The 15,163-nt window shown below is 65.8% G+C and carries 16 protein-coding genes and 1 tRNA gene; 9 read left to right on the top strand and 8 right to left on the bottom strand.

Going from position 1 to position 15,163, the window contains the following annotated elements; genetic code table 11:
- Positions 1-59: 59 nt before the first annotated feature.
- The 3 genes from ACJH71_RS20730 to ACJH71_RS20720 all read left to right on the top strand — a co-directional run bounded on the left by ACJH71_RS20730 (position 60) and on the right by ACJH71_RS20720 (position 3,720).
- Positions 60-956: a family 16 glycosylhydrolase gene (locus ACJH71_RS20730; RefSeq protein WP_406759889.1), complete on the top strand. Its 897-nt coding sequence runs from the start codon at positions 60-62 to the stop codon at positions 954-956.
- A 409-nt stretch (positions 957-1,365) separates the two neighbouring features.
- Entirely contained in the window at positions 1,366-2,802 is a 1,437-nt protein-coding gene (locus ACJH71_RS20725) for a hypothetical protein (protein ID WP_406759860.1), read from the top strand.
- Positions 2,803-2,925: 123 nt separating this feature from the next.
- Complete coding sequence (locus ACJH71_RS20720; protein WP_406759888.1) at positions 2,926-3,720, top strand: family 16 glycosylhydrolase; 795 nt, start codon at positions 2,926-2,928, stop codon at positions 3,718-3,720.
- On the opposite strand, the gene ACJH71_RS20715 is transcribed toward ACJH71_RS20720, so the two are convergent.
- Genes ACJH71_RS20715 through ACJH71_RS20705 form a run of 3 tightly spaced genes read right to left on the bottom strand, consistent with a single transcriptional unit; the run spans position 3,717 to position 6,091 of the window.
- On the bottom strand, positions 3,717-4,610 hold the full coding sequence (locus tag ACJH71_RS20715; protein ID WP_406759859.1) for a hypothetical protein: 894 nt from the start codon (positions 4,608-4,610) through the stop codon (positions 3,717-3,719). The two genes, ACJH71_RS20720 and ACJH71_RS20715, sit on opposite strands and share 4 nt — an antisense overlap.
- Before the next feature lie 19 nt (positions 4,611-4,629).
- The gene (locus ACJH71_RS20710) at positions 4,630-5,262 is read right to left on the bottom strand and encodes a TetR/AcrR family transcriptional regulator (protein WP_406759858.1); all 633 of its coding nucleotides are present in this window, start codon (positions 5,260-5,262) and stop codon (positions 4,630-4,632) included.
- Positions 5,252-6,091, bottom strand: coding sequence for an oxidoreductase (locus tag ACJH71_RS20705; protein ID WP_406759857.1), 840 nt, complete (start codon positions 6,089-6,091; stop codon positions 5,252-5,254). The genes ACJH71_RS20710 and ACJH71_RS20705 overlap by 11 nt, the downstream gene beginning before the upstream one ends.
- Positions 6,092-6,183: 92 nt before the next feature.
- On the opposite strand from ACJH71_RS20705, the gene ACJH71_RS20700 reads away from it, so the two are divergent.
- Entirely contained in the window at positions 6,184-7,131 is a 948-nt protein-coding gene (locus tag ACJH71_RS20700; protein ID WP_406759887.1) for a LysR family transcriptional regulator, read from the top strand.
- A 94-nt stretch (positions 7,132-7,225) separates the two neighbouring features.
- Positions 7,226-7,726: a hypothetical protein gene (locus ACJH71_RS20695; RefSeq protein ID WP_406759856.1), complete on the top strand. Its 501-nt coding sequence runs from the start codon at positions 7,226-7,228 to the stop codon at positions 7,724-7,726.
- 74 nt (positions 7,727-7,800) lie between these two features.
- Here the strand turns inward: ACJH71_RS20695 and ACJH71_RS20690 are convergent, their stop codons facing one another.
- Genes ACJH71_RS20690 through ACJH71_RS20680 form a run of 3 tightly spaced genes read right to left on the bottom strand, consistent with a single transcriptional unit; the run spans position 7,801 to position 9,954 of the window.
- A complete protein-coding gene (locus ACJH71_RS20690) occupies positions 7,801-8,133 on the bottom strand; it encodes a DUF6527 family protein (protein ID WP_406759886.1) in 333 nt (110 codons plus the stop codon).
- A 50-nt stretch (positions 8,134-8,183) separates the two neighbouring features.
- Positions 8,184-9,347, bottom strand: coding sequence for a ThiF family adenylyltransferase (locus tag ACJH71_RS20685; RefSeq protein WP_406759855.1), 1,164 nt, complete (start codon positions 9,345-9,347; stop codon positions 8,184-8,186).
- Entirely contained in the window at positions 9,322-9,954 is a 633-nt protein-coding gene (locus tag ACJH71_RS20680) for a multiubiquitin domain-containing protein (protein WP_406759854.1), read from the bottom strand. Before ACJH71_RS20680 ends, ACJH71_RS20685 begins: the two co-directional genes overlap by 26 nt.
- Positions 9,955-10,114: 160 nt before the next feature.
- On the opposite strand from ACJH71_RS20680, the gene ACJH71_RS20675 reads away from it, so the two are divergent.
- A complete protein-coding gene (locus ACJH71_RS20675) occupies positions 10,115-10,492 on the top strand; it encodes a helix-turn-helix domain-containing protein (RefSeq protein ID WP_406759853.1) in 378 nt (125 codons plus the stop codon).
- A gap of 3 nt (positions 10,493-10,495) precedes the next feature.
- Positions 10,496-11,215 carry an ImmA/IrrE family metallo-endopeptidase gene (locus tag ACJH71_RS20670; protein ID WP_406759852.1) on the top strand — a complete coding sequence of 240 codons (720 nt, stop codon included), beginning with the start codon at positions 10,496-10,498 and terminating at the stop codon, positions 11,213-11,215.
- 190 nt (positions 11,216-11,405) lie between these two features.
- Here the strand turns inward: ACJH71_RS20670 and ACJH71_RS20665 are convergent, their stop codons facing one another.
- A complete protein-coding gene (locus ACJH71_RS20665; protein ID WP_406759851.1) occupies positions 11,406-12,449 on the bottom strand; it encodes a ParA family protein in 1,044 nt (347 codons plus the stop codon).
- 223 nt (positions 12,450-12,672) lie between these two features.
- Positions 12,673-12,746, bottom strand: a tRNA-Gly gene (locus ACJH71_RS20660).
- Between the two features lie 160 nt (positions 12,747-12,906).
- Between ACJH71_RS20660 and dcd the strand changes: the two genes are divergently transcribed.
- Both dcd and ACJH71_RS20650 read left to right on the top strand, forming a co-directional pair.
- Positions 12,907-13,479, top strand: a complete 573-nt coding sequence (dcd, locus tag ACJH71_RS20655; RefSeq protein ID WP_406759850.1) for a dCTP deaminase — start codon at positions 12,907-12,909, stop codon at positions 13,477-13,479.
- Between the two features lie 109 nt (positions 13,480-13,588).
- Positions 13,589-15,064, top strand: a complete 1,476-nt coding sequence (locus ACJH71_RS20650) for a hypothetical protein (RefSeq protein WP_406759849.1) — start codon at positions 13,589-13,591, stop codon at positions 15,062-15,064.
- Positions 15,065-15,163 lie beyond the last annotated feature (99 nt).

Raw genomic sequence — 15,163 nt, 5'->3', positions numbered from 1 at the left:
GGCGGGCTTGTCTTGTTTGACACCGGTGCGGTGTGGGTTAGATTGCCACCGTGTCCGAGATGAACCGCCGCCAGGTCATGATGATGCTGGGTGCCGGCGCATTGGCTGCCGCAGCGCCCACCCCCCAGGCCAGAGCCGTTCCCGCGGTCCCGGGAGCGCCCGGCGACCCGGCGCAGCCGCCGTCTGGTCCCGCTGCGCCTGCGACGCCCCCGACCGGTGCCGCCAAGCCCGGTGGCTTCATCTGGCATGACGAGTTCGACGGGCCGGCCGGCTCGGCCCCCGATCGGTCGAAGTGGACGATCTCCAATCACCGGACCCCGATCCGTCGTCCGGTCGGCTGGGACCGGCCCGAGTACTTCTACCAGTACCGCGACAGCCGCAAGAACGTCTTCCTCGACGGCAACTCCAACCTGGTGATCCGGGGCACCCAGGAGGGCAACACCTTCTTCGGCGGCTTGGTGCACGGCAACTGGCGTGGCGGCATCGGCACCACGTGGGAAGCCCGCATCAAGCTGAACTGCCAGACGGCGGGCTGCTGGCCCGGATGGTGGTTGTCCAACGACGACCCGGGCCGTGAGGGCGAGATCGACCTGATGGAGTGGTACGGCAACGGCGAGTGGCCCTCGGGCACCACCGTGCACGCCAACCCCTACGGCACCGCGTTCGAAACCTTCGCGCTCCCGGTGGACGGCAACTGGCACAACTGGCGGGTCACCTGGAACCAGAGCGGGATGTACTTCTGGCAGGACTATGCCGAGGGTATGGAGCCCTACTTCTCCGTCCCGGCCGTCGGCATCGAGAACATCGACGAACCGGGCCGGGAGTGGCCGTTCAACGACCCGGGATACACGGTGTTCCCGATCCTGAACCTGGCTATCGGTGGATCCGGCGGCGGTGACGCCCGAGTGGGGAGTTACCCGGCCGACATGCTGATCGACTGGGTGCGGGTCTTCTAGCCTGCTGTCCGCCTCGCCCGCCGTGCCGGTTCCGGCCGGCGGAGAGTTCGTGCACTAATCGCGACACGGGTTCTTTTGCTTCCGCCCCTCGCCGGAAACGTTAACGAAACAGGCTGTCTTTCACAGGATCTCGATCAAGTTAGCCGTCTTGGCTACTGGTCGGTAGGGCTTTGGAAATCGTACGCGGCACGACGAGGCGGAATGTGATTTGCGCCACATCATCGGAGTCTGCATGTGGAATCTGTTGCAGCTCAGCGGCATTGGCGAGCGACTCGACGCCCGTCAAGTCTGGGCAGGGTCCGGCAAGCAGGTGGATCGCTGAGGTAGCGTCCCCCTCGCTCGCCATCTAAGGCGATGCTGAGGGAGACACGACTGCCTGACGGCAAGTCCACAGGAGGGGATTTCTTTGATGAGTCAAGGTCACAACGGCGGCGCGCGTCGGCGCGTGGTGGGCGCTGCGAGCGCCGTGGGTGCGTTCCTGGCGCTGGGCCTGAGCCCGCTGGCCGCAGCTCCGGCCGCCAACGCGGACTTCGACTTCGACTTCGGCGATGTGCTGAGCGCGCTCGGTTGGGACGACTCGGCCGACGGCACTGCGGCCTTTGACGGCTCGAGCTTCGACTTGGCCCTGCCCGGCGCCGCGGACAGCACTGGGCTGGAAGGCATCTACGACTCGATCTACAGCAGCATCCACTCGATGGGCGACATGCTGATTCCGATCTTCGATGCGACCGGCATCAACACGCTGTTCGCGTTCGATGGCAGCTGTGGCTTGGTGTGCGATGGCGTTGACGCGTCCATCAGCGACGACGGTGTGCTGACCGCAGCCACCAACGGTGGTCTGCTGTTCGGCGACGGCGGCAACGGCATCGCCGGGTCCGCGGGTGGCGACGCCGGCCTGATCGGTAACGGTGGCGACGGCGGCGCCGGCGCGTTGGGTGCCATCAAGGACGCCGAGGGCAACGTGATCGAGGGCACCAACAACGGTGGCGATGGTGGCGCCGGTGGTTCGTTGCTGGGCAACGGCGGCAACGGCGGCAACGGTGGCGTCGGCGCCGCCAACGGTGGTAACGGCGGCAACGGTGGCTCGGCGGCGATGCTGGGTGCCGGTGGCGATGGTGGCGTCGGCGGTGCCGGCAGTGCTGGAGGCAAGGGCGACAACGCAACCAACACGACGGCCGCGGAGACCGGTGCCAACGGTGGCAACGGTGGCAACGGCGGTAACGGCGGCAACGGCGGTTCGCTTATCGGTAGCGGCGGCAACTCGGGCGCCGGCGGCGCCGGTGGTACTGGTGGCGCCGGTGGCGACGGTTCGCTGGTCAACACCACGTTCAACAACAACGGTGGCAACGGCGGCGTCGGTGGCGAGGGCGGCGCGGCCGGAGCGAAGGCTGGAACCGCGGGCATCCTCGGTGGCAGCGCCGGCACGATCGGCACCGGCGGCAACGGTGGCGTCGGCGGCGCCGGCGGTACTGCCGGGTTCGGTGCGACCGCCGGTACGGGCGGCACCGGCGGTGCCGGCGGTGACTCGACCTCGGGCAACGGTGGCAACGGCGGTGCCGGTGGCACCGGTGGGGCTCGCGGCTCGAACGGTCTGGCGTCCGGTACCGGTGGCGTCGGCGGCGTGGGCGGCGACAGCGCCACTGCTACCGGCGGCAACGGCGGTACCGGCGGTACCGGCGGCAGTGCTTCGGGCGGGCTTACGGCCGGCGACGGTGGCCACGGCGGTGCCGGTGGCGCCTCCGGCGAGACCGCGGGAGCACCGGGCTCCGCAGGCGCCGACAACAACGGGACCAACCCCGGTGCTGGCGGCCAGGGCGGCGAGGGCGCTGCTCCGGCAGCCGGCTAAGGGCCGCTACAACAGGCGACAGGAGCCCCGCACACCTTCGGGTGTGCGGGGCTTCTGCCATTGATGCCTCGGCCGCTGTAGTGGTTTCATGCGAAGGTGGCCGAGATAAATCGACGCAGCCTGATGTTGACGACCGGATTCGGCATGCTTGCCGCCGCGATGCGCATGCCGGAGGCATGGGCCCGACCGGGGCCCGCCGATCCGCTGCCCGACGCGCCGTCGCAGACCTACCTCTTCAGCGACGAGTTCGACGGCCCGGCTGGTTCCGCGCCGGACCCGGCGAAGTGGGCGGTGGCGCAGGCCCGGGAATCGATGAAGGACCCGACGTTTTGGGAGCGTCCCGAGAACGTCGGCCAATACCGTGACGATCGCAAGAACGTGTTCGTCGACGGCAAGTCGAACCTGGTGCTGCGCGCCGCCAAAGATAGCGACAACTACTACAGCGGAAAAATCCAGAGCCGGTGGATGGGCGGTATCGGGCACACCTGGGAAGCCCGGATCAAGCTCGACTGCCTCACCGCAGGGGCTTGGCCCGCCTGGTGGATGGGCAACGACGATCAAGGCGAGATCGACGTGCTGGAGTGGTACGGCAACGGCAATTGGCCATCGGCGACCACCGTCCACACGAGATCGAACGGTGCCGAATGGGCAACCCAACAGATCTCGATGGACAGCGCCTGGCACACCTGGCGGTGCCGTTGGGACACCGACGGCATCCGGTTCTGGCGCGACTACGTCGACGGAGCCGCACCCTACTTCTCCGTTCCGGCGAACTCGATCGCGGACTGGCCTTTCAATAATCCCGGCTACCACGTGTTTTCGGTGTTCAACCTGGCGGTGGCCGGTTCCGGTGGCGGTGATCCTCGATCGGGCAGCTACCCCGCCCAGATGCTCGTCGACTGGATCCGGGTCTTCTAAAGCGGTCTTACCTCGCCGGTCTCGCCGGGGCTGGCACCGTCTTCGCGCGCCTGGAGCCAAGCCACGCCTTGTTCGGCCGCTCGGATCAGCGCGCCACGCTCGCCGAAATAGGCGGCGAACAAACCCAACCCGGGCAGTGCCCCCAGACGCTGATAGAACTTCTTGGGGTGCGGGCGCTTGCTCACCTCGTCGAAAGTCGCCCGCAGGATGCCGGCCAGCTGCCAGACGGTGCGGGTGATCACCACCGGGGTCGATGACGTGATCGACTTCAGCGGCTTCCACCCCGGCGGCGGTGTTTCGGGAAGCGGTGCGGGATCGGGTTGCGTTGGTACGTCGACGTTCTCGGGAAGATGGCGCCCGCACAACACCTCGGCGAGCAGCCGCACCTGCTCGCGCCGGTCGGTGACGCCGTACTCGCGGGCCAGCGCGCACAACACGATGGCGTGGTTGACGAATCCCGCCAGCTCGCCCACCGGGACCACTCGGGTCAGCCAGCCGAACACCCCCGGGGAGGCGACCACCACGGTGTTGAGCGCACCCACCCGGTGCACCCACCAGTGCACCCGTTGCTCGCGACTCATCCGCTCCCACGCCGCGGTGCCGGGCAGATCCGCGGCGTTGATCAGCTGGGCCCCGGCGTTCAAGGCGCGGTTGGTGACGTTGGGGCCGCGACCGGCGTCGTGACGGCGCCGCCGCAGCCGAAACCGCCGGATGCGATGGGACAGGCCGCGGGGCGGGGTGAGCAGTCGGCGGGTGCGTTTGCGCAGCCCGATCGGATCGGCCTCGGCGAGCAGGTCGAGCAGCGGATCGATAACCGCGACCGCGCGGCCCAGCGCGTCGGCGACCTCGGTGTCGGTCAAGGTGGCGTGTGGCTTCGGAAACAGACCCATACCGGAGATTGTGGCGGGATCAGCCGGCTTGGGGGCCGTTTGGGGCGAGTGCACTGCGCAGCGCGACGTCGGCCAGCCGCCGCGCATGTTCCTCGGTGAGCGTGCAGTGGCCGCTCATGCGGCGAAAGATGAGCGGCCCGAACAGCAGATCGATGACGTCATCGATGGCTATGTCGGCGTCGACGTCGCCGCGGCTGACTCCCCGTTGCCACAGTTCGGTGATGGCCGCGCGGCGGCCGTCGAGAAAGTAGTCCCGGAAATAGGCGGCGCCCGCCGCGTCTTCGACGCAGGCGGCGAGCAGCTGCGCGAATACGTCACCGCGACTACTCGCGTAGAACGCCGAGACCCGCACCACCTGCTCGGTGAGATCGCCGACGGTGCTTCCGGTATCCGGCAGCGGCAGATCCTGGGCCATCATCGCGCCGAAAGCCTCGGCGGCCACCGCAGTTCGTGACGGCCAGTGCTTGTAGATGGTGGCCTTGCTGGCCCCGGACCGGGCCGCGATCGCGTCGACGGTGGAGGCGGCATAGCCGCCCTCGTCGAGCAGTTGCGCGGTCGCATCCAAGATGGCCTGGTGGATGCGATCGCTGCGGGCACCGGTAGGTCGGACGAAGGTGGATTCGCCCGACCGGCCGGCGGTTTCAGACGACATCGTCGAAGTCGGTCGATGCCGAGACGCCGCGCCACTGCGCCAACTCGGCCTGCACGTGGGCCAGCTTGCCCTCGACTGCGGCGATGGTGTCATTGCCCAGCAGCAGGCGCACCGGGGGCCGCTCGGATTCGACCACATCGATGATCGCGGCCGCCGCCTTGACGGGATCGCCGGGCTGGTCGTGGTTGCGCTCGCCCGCGGTGATGCGCATCTTGCCCGCGGGCCCGTCGGCGTAGTCGTCGATGGTGTGCTGCTGGACCTGCAGGCTGGACGAGTCGAGGAAGTCCGTGCGGAAGTAGCCGGGCTCCACCACCATCGCGTGGATTCCCAGGGGCTGCAGTTCGGCGTGCAGCGCCTCGGAGAGGGCTTCGACGGCGAACTTGGTGGACGCGTACACGCCCCATCCCGGGGAGCTGACGAACCCGCCCACCGACGAAATGTTGACGACGGTGCCGGACCGCTGCGCCCGCAGTACCGGTGTGACCGCGCGGGTGACGGTCAACAGACCGAACACGTTGGTCTCGTAGACAGCGCGAACCTCGGCGTCGGTGGCTTCCTCGACCGCGCCCAGCAGTCCACGGCCGGCGTTGTTGATCAGAACGTCGATGCGACCGAAACGGTCCACTGCCGCCTGCACGGCCTGGCGGGCCTGCGTCTCGTCGGTGACGTCGAGGGCCACGGCGAGCACGTTGTCGTTCTCGCCGAGCGCCTCGGTGACTGTTGCCGCGTCACGCGCGGTCGCGACCACCTGGTGGCCGCGTTCCAGCAGGTCACGTGCGATCTGCAGACCGAACCCGCGGGAAGCTCCTGTGATGAACCAAACGCTCATGTTCTCGCCTTCCGTAACTGAACTGCACGGCTAGTTTAGCTAATGGGACCGGGCGATGCAAGATTTGAGTCGAAGCCGCAGGATGTGCGGCTATATTCGCTGGTATCGACATCAACACCCGCAAGCTGCGCCACTTCGTTGTGGTTGCCGAGGAGCTGAATTTCAGCCGCGCCGCCACCAGCCTGTGTATGACCCAGCAGGCGCTTAGCCGCGAGATCAAGGAAATTGAGGCGTCGGCCGGTGCCAAACTGCTGAACCGCACGACGCGGAAGGTGACGCTCACCCCGGCCGGCGATATCTTCCTGGCCGGGGCGCGGGAGATGCTGGCGACGCTGGACGCCACCACCACCGATATCGCACGGGCGGTCCGCGGACTGTCGGGGACGCTGCGGCTGGGTTTTGGCCCCGGTGGCGCACTGGAGTTGACCGGCCTGATCGTCGACGAGTTCCGTCGTTGCTATCCCGGCGTCGACGTCACCATGCGTGAGTTCCCGATCGGCGACCCGTCGGCCGGGCTGGCGTCGGGGGTCAGCGATGTGGCGCTGCTGCGGTTGCCGGTAAGCACCCCCGATATTGAGACGGAATCACTGTTCGTCGACCCGGTCGTCGCGATGGTCTCCGCCAACCATCGACTTGCCGCCTGCTCCTCGGTATCGGTGCTCGATCTCATCGACGAACCGATTACGGTTACCGACACCACCGATGAGAGTCACCGTGCCTTCTGGTGTCTGGATGCCGTGCGCGATGATGCGACCGCGGTCCGGCGGTTCCCGATCAACTCGGTCACCGAGGAGGCACAGCTGGTTCAGGCTGGGGTGGCGGTCGCAATTACTAGTGCGGCAGTCACGCAGTACCTGCCGGCGCCGGGCGTGCGCTGCCTGCCGGTCGACGACTGGCCGGGATCTGTGGTGGCGGTCGCCTGGCTGCGCGATGAACCGAGCCCGCTGGTGGCGCGGTTCGTCGAGGTGGCTTGCGCCGTTCGAGACCGGGAGGTCGACGTGGTACGTGCAATCGAGGGCCGACTGGCGGGGCGCTCCTAGGGCGAGGGCCGCGCCTTTGCCTCGCCAGGGTTCGTTCATTTGCCGTTGCAAACGGAAAACATCGTTGACACATGACGCCGTTAGCGTTCGCGCTATGAGAATCGCCGTCACAGCGGTATTGCTGGCTACTACGTTCACGGGCGTGGCTGCGCCCGCCACGGCCGCTGCGGCGTGCGGAGATCCCGGCCAATCACTGTGTATCGGAAGCGTTCCCACCGCCGACGAGGTGCTCGCCGCGGTGGCCGAGTTGACCGACCCGAACATCCCCGCGGCGAACAAGACCAACGTCGTCACCCCCGGCTTCACGCCCGAGGAAGCCCAGACCATCGACGATCGCCTGCGCGAGACCCAAGAGGCCGGACTGTTGCCCTACCACTTCGTGGTGTCCGACATTCAGCCCGCGGGCGACAATCTCGCCGGAGCGACCGTCACCTCCGTGGGGGGCTTTCATGAAGAGAGCGCACCCGAGCCCATCGGCCTGATCAACCAGGGCGGGCACTGGCTGATAGCGCACGACACCGCCGTCTCCGCGCTGGAGCATTTCTGGCACAACGCCAACCGGCCGTTTGTGCCGATCGTGCCGTGGGTTAAATGAGCGGGTCTCCTCAGCAGGCCGGCACTGCTCAAACGTGGAGCCGATGACGGGAATCGAACCCGCGTAGCGACCAGTCATCTTTTCTTGAGGCGGTGCCAGGCGCGTCTAATCAAGCCGCCCCTCGAGCGTTGAATCTCCACTGCGTGTTGATCGGCGTGCCGGGCTCGTTGCGCCTGGACCGGGCTGAGATTCTGACGCCAGTCGACTTCGCCTCGGGTGATGAAATAGTGGGAGTTACACGGGAGCCCCGTAGCTGCCACCGACGGCCATAGCGAGACCTCGCCATCGAATGTGATCCGCCATCGGGCTGGGGAGAGCTTGGTGACGACTTGATGCCGGCATCCGCAGGGGCATAGATGACCGGCTGTGGAGTAATTCGGCGAGACGTACAGGATGCCGGGCTCCATTGGTGTAGGGAACGACTCGACGAATTCGGCGGCGTAGCGATCCGCGCGGGTCATGTCGTGTCGCCGTTTCGAAGTTCATTGAGAAACAATTTGTAGATGGTCTCGGCCGCCGGAGTGTGGGTGGCGTAGAAACCGAGATGACGCTTCCAGCTGATGACGGCGAGTAATGCGTTGAGGGCGTTCAGGTCTGCGACTTGTATGTTCGTACCGTAGTCGTCCTGGCCCGGTGTCGCCGGAGGGTTGACCGGTGACGTGATGTGGTTGTCGGGGAGGTACATGGTGGACCGGACGAGTCCGGTGAGACCCCCGTCTTCTTGATGGAGTCCCATCCCGACGTCGACAAACGGGATGTCGTGCTCGCTCAGCCAAGTCATGATGAGGGGCCGCTGGTCGGCGTCCGCCGCCGCAAGGAAGACGAAAGTGGTGTTCGCGAGCAGATCGATGTTGCTCATGGTCAGGTGTTCGGGATGTGCAGTGATGCCGGTGTGCATCCGGGAGTACTCCTCGGCGAAGTACTCCGCTTTGTTCCGTCTCGCCTGAAGTGTTTCAAGTGCAGCGGCGCCGGGTGCGCGGAAAGCATTGTGATTCTCGAACACGTCACCGTCGAAGAGGTCAATGCAGTCAACCCAAGTCTTCGCGACCTGGTCAAGGATGTAGCTCCCGCTGCCCCCGACGCCGATGACGGCGATTCGGTGGCCACGAAAGACGTTGTTCAGTGGTGTGAGTCCTGCTCGGGTGGAATTGGTATCGCGGTAGACGAGGGGCAGGTCGTCTTCGACGGCTTGGAAGGCGGCTCCGGGCGTCGTGGTGAGGGTCGAGTCGACTTCACGAGCGGGGATGCTGAGGATGCGAGCGTAGGAGCGCACCTTCTCGTACAGGCTGGGATAACTGCCGCCGGGTGGCTTGAAGGACAACATGAAGTTGACGCTGCCTGCTTTTCCGAGGTCACGGGGGCTCGCGCCGCCGAGGGGCGCTCCGCGCTCGTCGCGTGGTTCGTTGCCGCTGAACCAGATGGTGTGGTCGCCAATGGCATCGGTGATGACACCGCCGCTGTCATTCACCGGCAGAACCAGCCGGCCGTCGGCGCGCGGGCCGTCAGCGGTCAGGTAGGGCACACGATCGATGATCAGGTGTCCGGTCTGCAATTTCAGGTCGTAACCCTCGGCGAGCAGACGACCAATGGGTTCCTCAGGACCGATTAGTGGGTTCGACATCGAACGTCATTCCTTCCTTGACGCGAACACTCTCGCCCGGCCGCAGGGACTTATCTGGGCCGTGGCCCCGGCTGATTTCGACGGTCGTGCCCGCGGGGTCGTACGGTTGGCCGGGGGAGGCGAGCTCCACTACCTGCTCGAAAGTGATGTCTTTGCCGCCCCACAGGTGGGGCTTGGTGTTGACGATGATCGTGACCCCTTCACTCTTCGTACTGACGAACTCGTCTCCGTCGCGGACGGTGATCAGCTGCTCGTCGGCGAACCGCTCACGTCCACCTGCACCATTGACCCGAGCCAAGTCGTATTTCGCTGGGTCGAGCCCGGCCAACCGCAGCAGCGCCGCCGCAGTCTGGTCGTCGTCCCAACTTGTGTGCGGCTCGCCGTCGATCGTGAAGTGCACCTTGCGGCGGGTGTGGAACTCGTTGCCATCGTGCAGATCGACGATCTGCTTGTCCTTGATGTGCGACTCGATGCCGTGCTGGTCGACGATGAACAGGTCATAGTCCCTCGGGTCCCGGCCCGCGAGGCGAAGCAGCGACGCTGCCTCCTGGTCATCGTCAGTGACGAGGCGTTCGACGTTGTCGATAGTGATGCGCAATGTGGTCACGATCAGGCACTCCTTCTGCTCGGCGGGAGGTCAACCCGCGGCGTTGTTGCGACCGCGGTGCTCCACTGTGCGCGTGTTCGCATGTGTGCGTACATCATGACATTAGCATCATGCGTCGGCAATGTCTGTCAGCGCGGTGCGCGTGCGCTAGTTTGCGAACATGGCGAGTCGTGGCGCGGGCAAACCGCTCGGTGATCGGGTAAAAGATGCGAGGGTCGAGGCGGGCCTTACCCTGCGCGGCGTTGCGAAGTCGCTAGGCCTGTCGCCGTCCTACCTCAACGACATTGAGTACAACCGACGCACACCCTCGGATGACGCGCTGCAAAAAATCTCAGCTCTGTTTGGTCTCGACCTCGACGAACTGCTGGCCGCCGCAGGGCGTGTCGGCATCAGTAAGGATGCCGAGCAGTATATTCGGGAAAACCCCAGTGCTGGAGTTCTTTTCAGGCGTGTGACCAATGAGCGAATTCCTGAGGCGGAGCTCAAGAAGCTGATCGAGGCCGTTGACGAGTTGAAGCGAGATCGCGGACTGGAGTGAGCGATGCAATGGTATTCCGGCCCCGAGGGCGACCAGCGAATTTGGTACGAGGCTGACGAGATTGAGCAGATGGCTGTCGAGCAACTCCGAAAAGCAGAGCTGTTGCCGAGTCTGACGGATCCAGTAGCCGATTTGGAGCTGCTAGTCGAGGGTTACCTGCGATGCGATCTTGACCTGTATGCAGACCTTCCGTCGGATGTACTCGGTTTGACGATCTTCGACCCTAAACGGAAACCGCGAGTGCAGATCAACAGTGAGTTGACCTGCGCTCGGGATGAGGAGGGTGCCGGCACCGCCGCGATCGGACGTTGGAGAGCAACCATCGCCCACGAAGCGTCGCACGTTTACCTGCATCGGTACCTATACGAACCCGAGTTCGCGCGGCTCGCCGGAGCTGCGCAGCCGTTAACTGAGGCGGGTGCGAGAGTCGAGTGTCTGCACCGCGATATTTCGCCGGAACCTGTAGATGCCGTTTTGACGCGCCGGAGATCCGACTGGCGCGAGGTCCAGGCAAATCGAGGAATGGCGGCGTTATTGATGCCACGCAGATTGTTTAATCGGGTGGCACTCAGAGAAATGGGGCGCCTAGGTCTTGGGACGGCCGTCGCTGTTGACTCTGCTGAGCATCAGACATTGACTTCCGTGCTGGCCAGTACGTTCGAGGTATCGCTGCAGGCAGCCGGAATCCGTTTGAAAACTGCGTCGTTCGTCACCGCGGCGTAGGCGCCGGGACCAATGCCCAGATGCTCTGCCGCGTTTTGGCCGCACCAAAAGGCTGCCGTGGAGATGGTTCCCAACAGAAGCGCGGTTGGTGCTCGACTTGACTGCTCCGCTACGGCACCCGAGGTTCTGCAAAGCGGTGTACTGGCCTGCGGTGTTGCGGGCGAACCGGAAACGTTGTACCGCTGACGGGCTAGCTGACCGGTTCGGCGTCCCGGGCCTCCTGGCCGGTACGAGCAAGGATGTTGTCGCACAATGCCCTGAACTGTTCTTCGCTCGCCAACGCCTTCTTGTGTTGGTCGCCGAAAATCACGTCATCCACCTGTAGTTCGAAAATGGCCCGTCGCATGTTCTGCGCATACGGAACGAGGCTGTGATAGTTCTTCAGATCGCCGAGATCCGCGCCCCGGGCGAGGGCCGGATCAGCCAGGGTGGCATCTGTGCCGGTCCCATCTCCGAATTCGGACAGTGGCAGCAGTAGACCGTCGTGGAATGCGCCGGGCATCTGTTCGATCCAATGCCTGAATGCCCGCGTTGCCTCGCCCCTGTAGATATTGAACTGTTGTCGGACGTAGCCAAGCGTCTTTGGCAGTCCCAACGGAATGTCGAATGCCAACCCACGCGGGCAGACGGTCAATGCGGTGGCCCACTGCCGCACCCAAGTCTCCAGGCTGCCGCCGACGCTGGGTAGGGCCCGGATGGAGAACAGGTCGGCCGCCAGCGGCACAATCAGGTAGTCGCTTCCGAGGAGCACAGCCCTGTTCAGCGCGCCAACATTGGGACCAAGGTCAACAAAGGCATAGTCCGCGTCAACCTGGTCAGCAAGTTGCTGGATCAACCGATAAGGCGCACTCGTGACCCGGAAGCCGCGCTCGTTACCAGCCAACGCTTCGGTCCAGGCACTCGGCATGATGCCTTCGAAGTTGGTTAGACCGAGGTCGCCAGCCGCCAACCAAACTCCGCCGGGCCGTACGACGTGCGCCTCAGGGAGTGCGATGTCCCCGGAGCCGCCGACCAGCGGGTTGAACGCGTGCGCCACAGTCTGGTTTGTCGCACCGGCAACGAACAGCTGTTCCAGGGCTTCGTCGGGAAGGCTGATGGCGGTCAAGTTCGCCTGCGCGTCTAGGTCAACCATGAGCACGCGCATCCCGAGACGGGACATCTCGATGGCCGTGTTGAAGAGCATCGTCGTCTTGCCAACGCCGCCCTTGTGGTTGAAGAAGGAAATGATCTGCACGCGCGCCCCTCCACTGCCCGAGGCCCCTTTGCTGGAGCCGCCCTGCCAATCGACATTACGCGAACATCAGTTCGATGCAAGTGGACCGCAGATGACTCTTGACGGACGGGAGTAGAGACAGGGGTGCCCACCCCGGCGGCGTCTTGCAGGCAGAGCAAGGGACCGTTAAGGGACCGCCGGGCGGGTGAGGTGAGCTGATCGGGCTAAAACCCCTGCTCAAACGTGGAGCCGATGACGGGAATCGAACCCGCGTATTCAGCTTGGGAAGCTGATGTTCTGCCATTGAACTACATCGGCACTGGTGCGCTAGCAGGCTAGCATCCGGGCGCCCAGCCGCTCCGCGAGTGTGCGGAATCGTTGGCCGAACCGCCGAAAACCGAATCAAACCGCACACTCGGTGGCCACCACGGGCTTGGTCATCCGGCCCGGCCCGCGGGTCGAGCGATACGCTCGTGCCGTGCTGCTCTCCGATCGCGATCTGCGGGCCGAAATCGCTGCTGGCCGGCTGGGCATCGACCCGTTTGACGACGAGCTGGTACAGCCGTCCAGCGTGGACGTCCGCCTCGACAGCCTGTTCCGGGTGTTCAACAACACCCGCTACACCCACATCGATCCGGCCAAACAGCAAGACGAGCTGACCACGCTGGTCGAACCCAAACCCGGCGAACCGTTCGTGCTGCATCCCGGGGAGTTCGTGCTGGGCTCCACGCTGGAGTGCTGCACCCTGCCGGAGGATCTGGCCGGCCGGCTGGAGGGCAAGTCGAGCCTGGGCCGCCTCGGCCTGCTGACCCACTCCACCGCGGGTTTCATCGATCCCGGCTTCTCCGGGCACATCACGCTGGAGCTGTCCAACGTGGCGAATCTGCCGATCACGCTGTGGCCGGGTATGAAGATCGGCCAGCTGTGCCTGCTGCGATTGACCAGTCCGGCCGAGCACCCGTACGGCAGTACGCGCGTAGGGTCGAAATATCAGGGCCAGCGCGGGCCGACGCCGTCCCGCTCGTACCAGAACTTCATCAAGTCCGGTTAGCCCTCGGACCTGACGGCCGCCCCGCGGCTGCGATGAAGCCGGTATCGGCCAGCCCTGGTGGGGGTTCGGCCCACATACCTGGCCGATAAGCAGTAACAGGGGAGGTTTCGTGGAGATCGTTCTTGGGGTGTCGGTGGCACCCTCGGCGGTCCGCATGGTGTTGGTGGAAGGCGAGAACGCCGACGGGGTCACCGTGGAGCACGACGACTTCGACGTGATGGATGGCGCCCAAACCGCGCCGGAGCGTGTGGTGTCGGCGATTCTGGGCACCCGTGAGGGCGCCCGCGAGGGCGGCTATGAGCTGAGCTCCACCGGCGTGACCTGGAGCAATCCGGCCGAGGCGAACGCGCTGCGCGAGGCGCTCGCGGGCCGCAAGGTCGAAAACGTGATGCTGGTGTCGGCGTTTCTTGCCGCGGCAGCGCTGGCCCAGTCGGTGGGCAGTGCGACGCGTTACGCCCGGACAGCGCTGCTGTTCGTCGAGCCGGAAGCCGCCACGCTGGCCGTCGTCAATTCCGACGACGGTTCGATCACCGAGATTCACCGTCAGTCGCTGTCGAACGACGATGAGCGTGCGGTCGGCGAGATCACCGAGCTGGCCGCCGGTGCGCAACGGCTGGAGTCGAACCCCGACGGCCTGTTCGTGGTGGGCTCGGGCGTCAACGTGGCGATGATCAAACCGGAGTTGGACAAGGCCACTCCGCTGCCGGTCAGCGTGCCCGAGGAACCGGACATGGCGCTGGCCCGTGGGGCAGCGTTGGCCAGCGCGCACGCCCCGCTGTTCTCGTCCTCCACCCGGGCAGTGGCCTGGGCGCAGGACCCGGGCACCGGCGAAATGGATCCGGCACTGGCCGGTGCCGGATACGCCTACGTCGCGCCCGACGGGGTCAACTACGACGAGGTGGACTACAACGCCACCAGCGATAACGAGCCACTGGCCTACAGCGCGCTTCCGGACAGTGGCGTGGTCCTGGGGGCCGCGCTTCCGGATCTCGCCGACGATCCCGAACTCGTCGACTCCCGGATGCTGGACTTCAGTACCGGCATCCAGCCGCGGGAACGCAAGCCGATGCTGGTCACCGGCGGGGTCGCGGCGATATTCGTGATCGGGGTGCTGGGGCTGGCGATCGCGTTGGCCGTCGGGATGCGGGCGGCCAACCAGCACCGACCTGACGTGCGGGCGAACGTCGTCACCCATCAGGCACCGCCGCCGGCTGCCGTCGTCACGCCCGCACCGGCGCCTCCGCAGGCCCCGCCCGCTCCGGCCGGCGAACCGGCTCCGCCGCGGGCTCCGGCGCCAGCTCCCGCTCCAGTGCCCGAGGCCCCGGCTCCAGCAGCCCCCGCACCGGTGGCACCGCCTCCACCGCCTCCGGCGCTCCCGCCGCCACCGCTTCCCAACCTGGGGATTCCGGGCCTGCCCGGCGGTCCGCCGCTGTTCGGCCCGCCCCGGGGCGGTTGGGGCGGCGACGACGACTGGGGGCCCGGTGGTGGTCATGGCCGCGGTGGCGGTCATGGCGGTGGCCACGGTGGTGGTCACGGCCGCGGTGGTGGCGGGTTCCCGTTTAAGATCCCCGGCCTTCCTTTCTGAGTGGGGATTCACATCCAACAGTCGTAAGATGGGCTAATAATTCGCCGGCCGTAGTGGAGGAGGTGCGGTGGACATCGTTCTGGGGGTCTCGATGGCACC

The sequence above is a fragment of the Mycobacterium sp. SMC-15 genome (genome assembly GCF_045310925.1).
GTDB lineage: Bacteria > Actinomycetota > Actinomycetes > Mycobacteriales > Mycobacteriaceae > Mycobacterium.
This window is presented reverse-complemented; position numbering and strand designations above follow the sequence as displayed.

Bases quoted from the DNA above. Each gene is read 5' to 3' on its own strand.
- ACJH71_RS20685 (WP_406759855.1), bottom strand. From the start codon at position 9,347: ATGTCGAACCCACTAATCGGTCCTGAGGAACCCATTGGTCGTCTGCTC.
- ACJH71_RS20695 (WP_406759856.1), top strand. From the start codon at position 7,226: ATGAGAATCGCCGTCACAGCGGTATTGCTGGCTACTACGTTCACGGGC.
- ACJH71_RS20725 (WP_406759860.1), top strand. From the start codon at position 1,366: ATGAGTCAAGGTCACAACGGCGGCGCGCGTCGGCGCGTGGTGGGCGCT.
- ACJH71_RS20730 (WP_406759889.1), top strand. From the start codon at position 60: ATGAACCGCCGCCAGGTCATGATGATGCTGGGTGCCGGCGCATTGGCT.
- ACJH71_RS20710 (WP_406759858.1), bottom strand. From the start codon at position 5,262: ATGTCGTCTGAAACCGCCGGCCGGTCGGGCGAATCCACCTTCGTCCGA.
- ACJH71_RS20670 (WP_406759852.1), top strand. From the start codon at position 10,496: ATGCAATGGTATTCCGGCCCCGAGGGCGACCAGCGAATTTGGTACGAG.
- ACJH71_RS20690 (WP_406759886.1), bottom strand. From the start codon at position 8,133: ATGGAGCCCGGCATCCTGTACGTCTCGCCGAATTACTCCACAGCCGGT.
- ACJH71_RS20720 (WP_406759888.1), top strand. From the start codon at position 2,926: ATGTTGACGACCGGATTCGGCATGCTTGCCGCCGCGATGCGCATGCCG.
- ACJH71_RS20715 (WP_406759859.1), bottom strand. From the start codon at position 4,610: ATGGGTCTGTTTCCGAAGCCACACGCCACCTTGACCGACACCGAGGTC.
- ACJH71_RS20675 (WP_406759853.1), top strand. From the start codon at position 10,115: ATGGCGAGTCGTGGCGCGGGCAAACCGCTCGGTGATCGGGTAAAAGAT.
- ACJH71_RS20705 (WP_406759857.1), bottom strand. From the start codon at position 6,091: ATGAGCGTTTGGTTCATCACAGGAGCTTCCCGCGGGTTCGGTCTGCAG.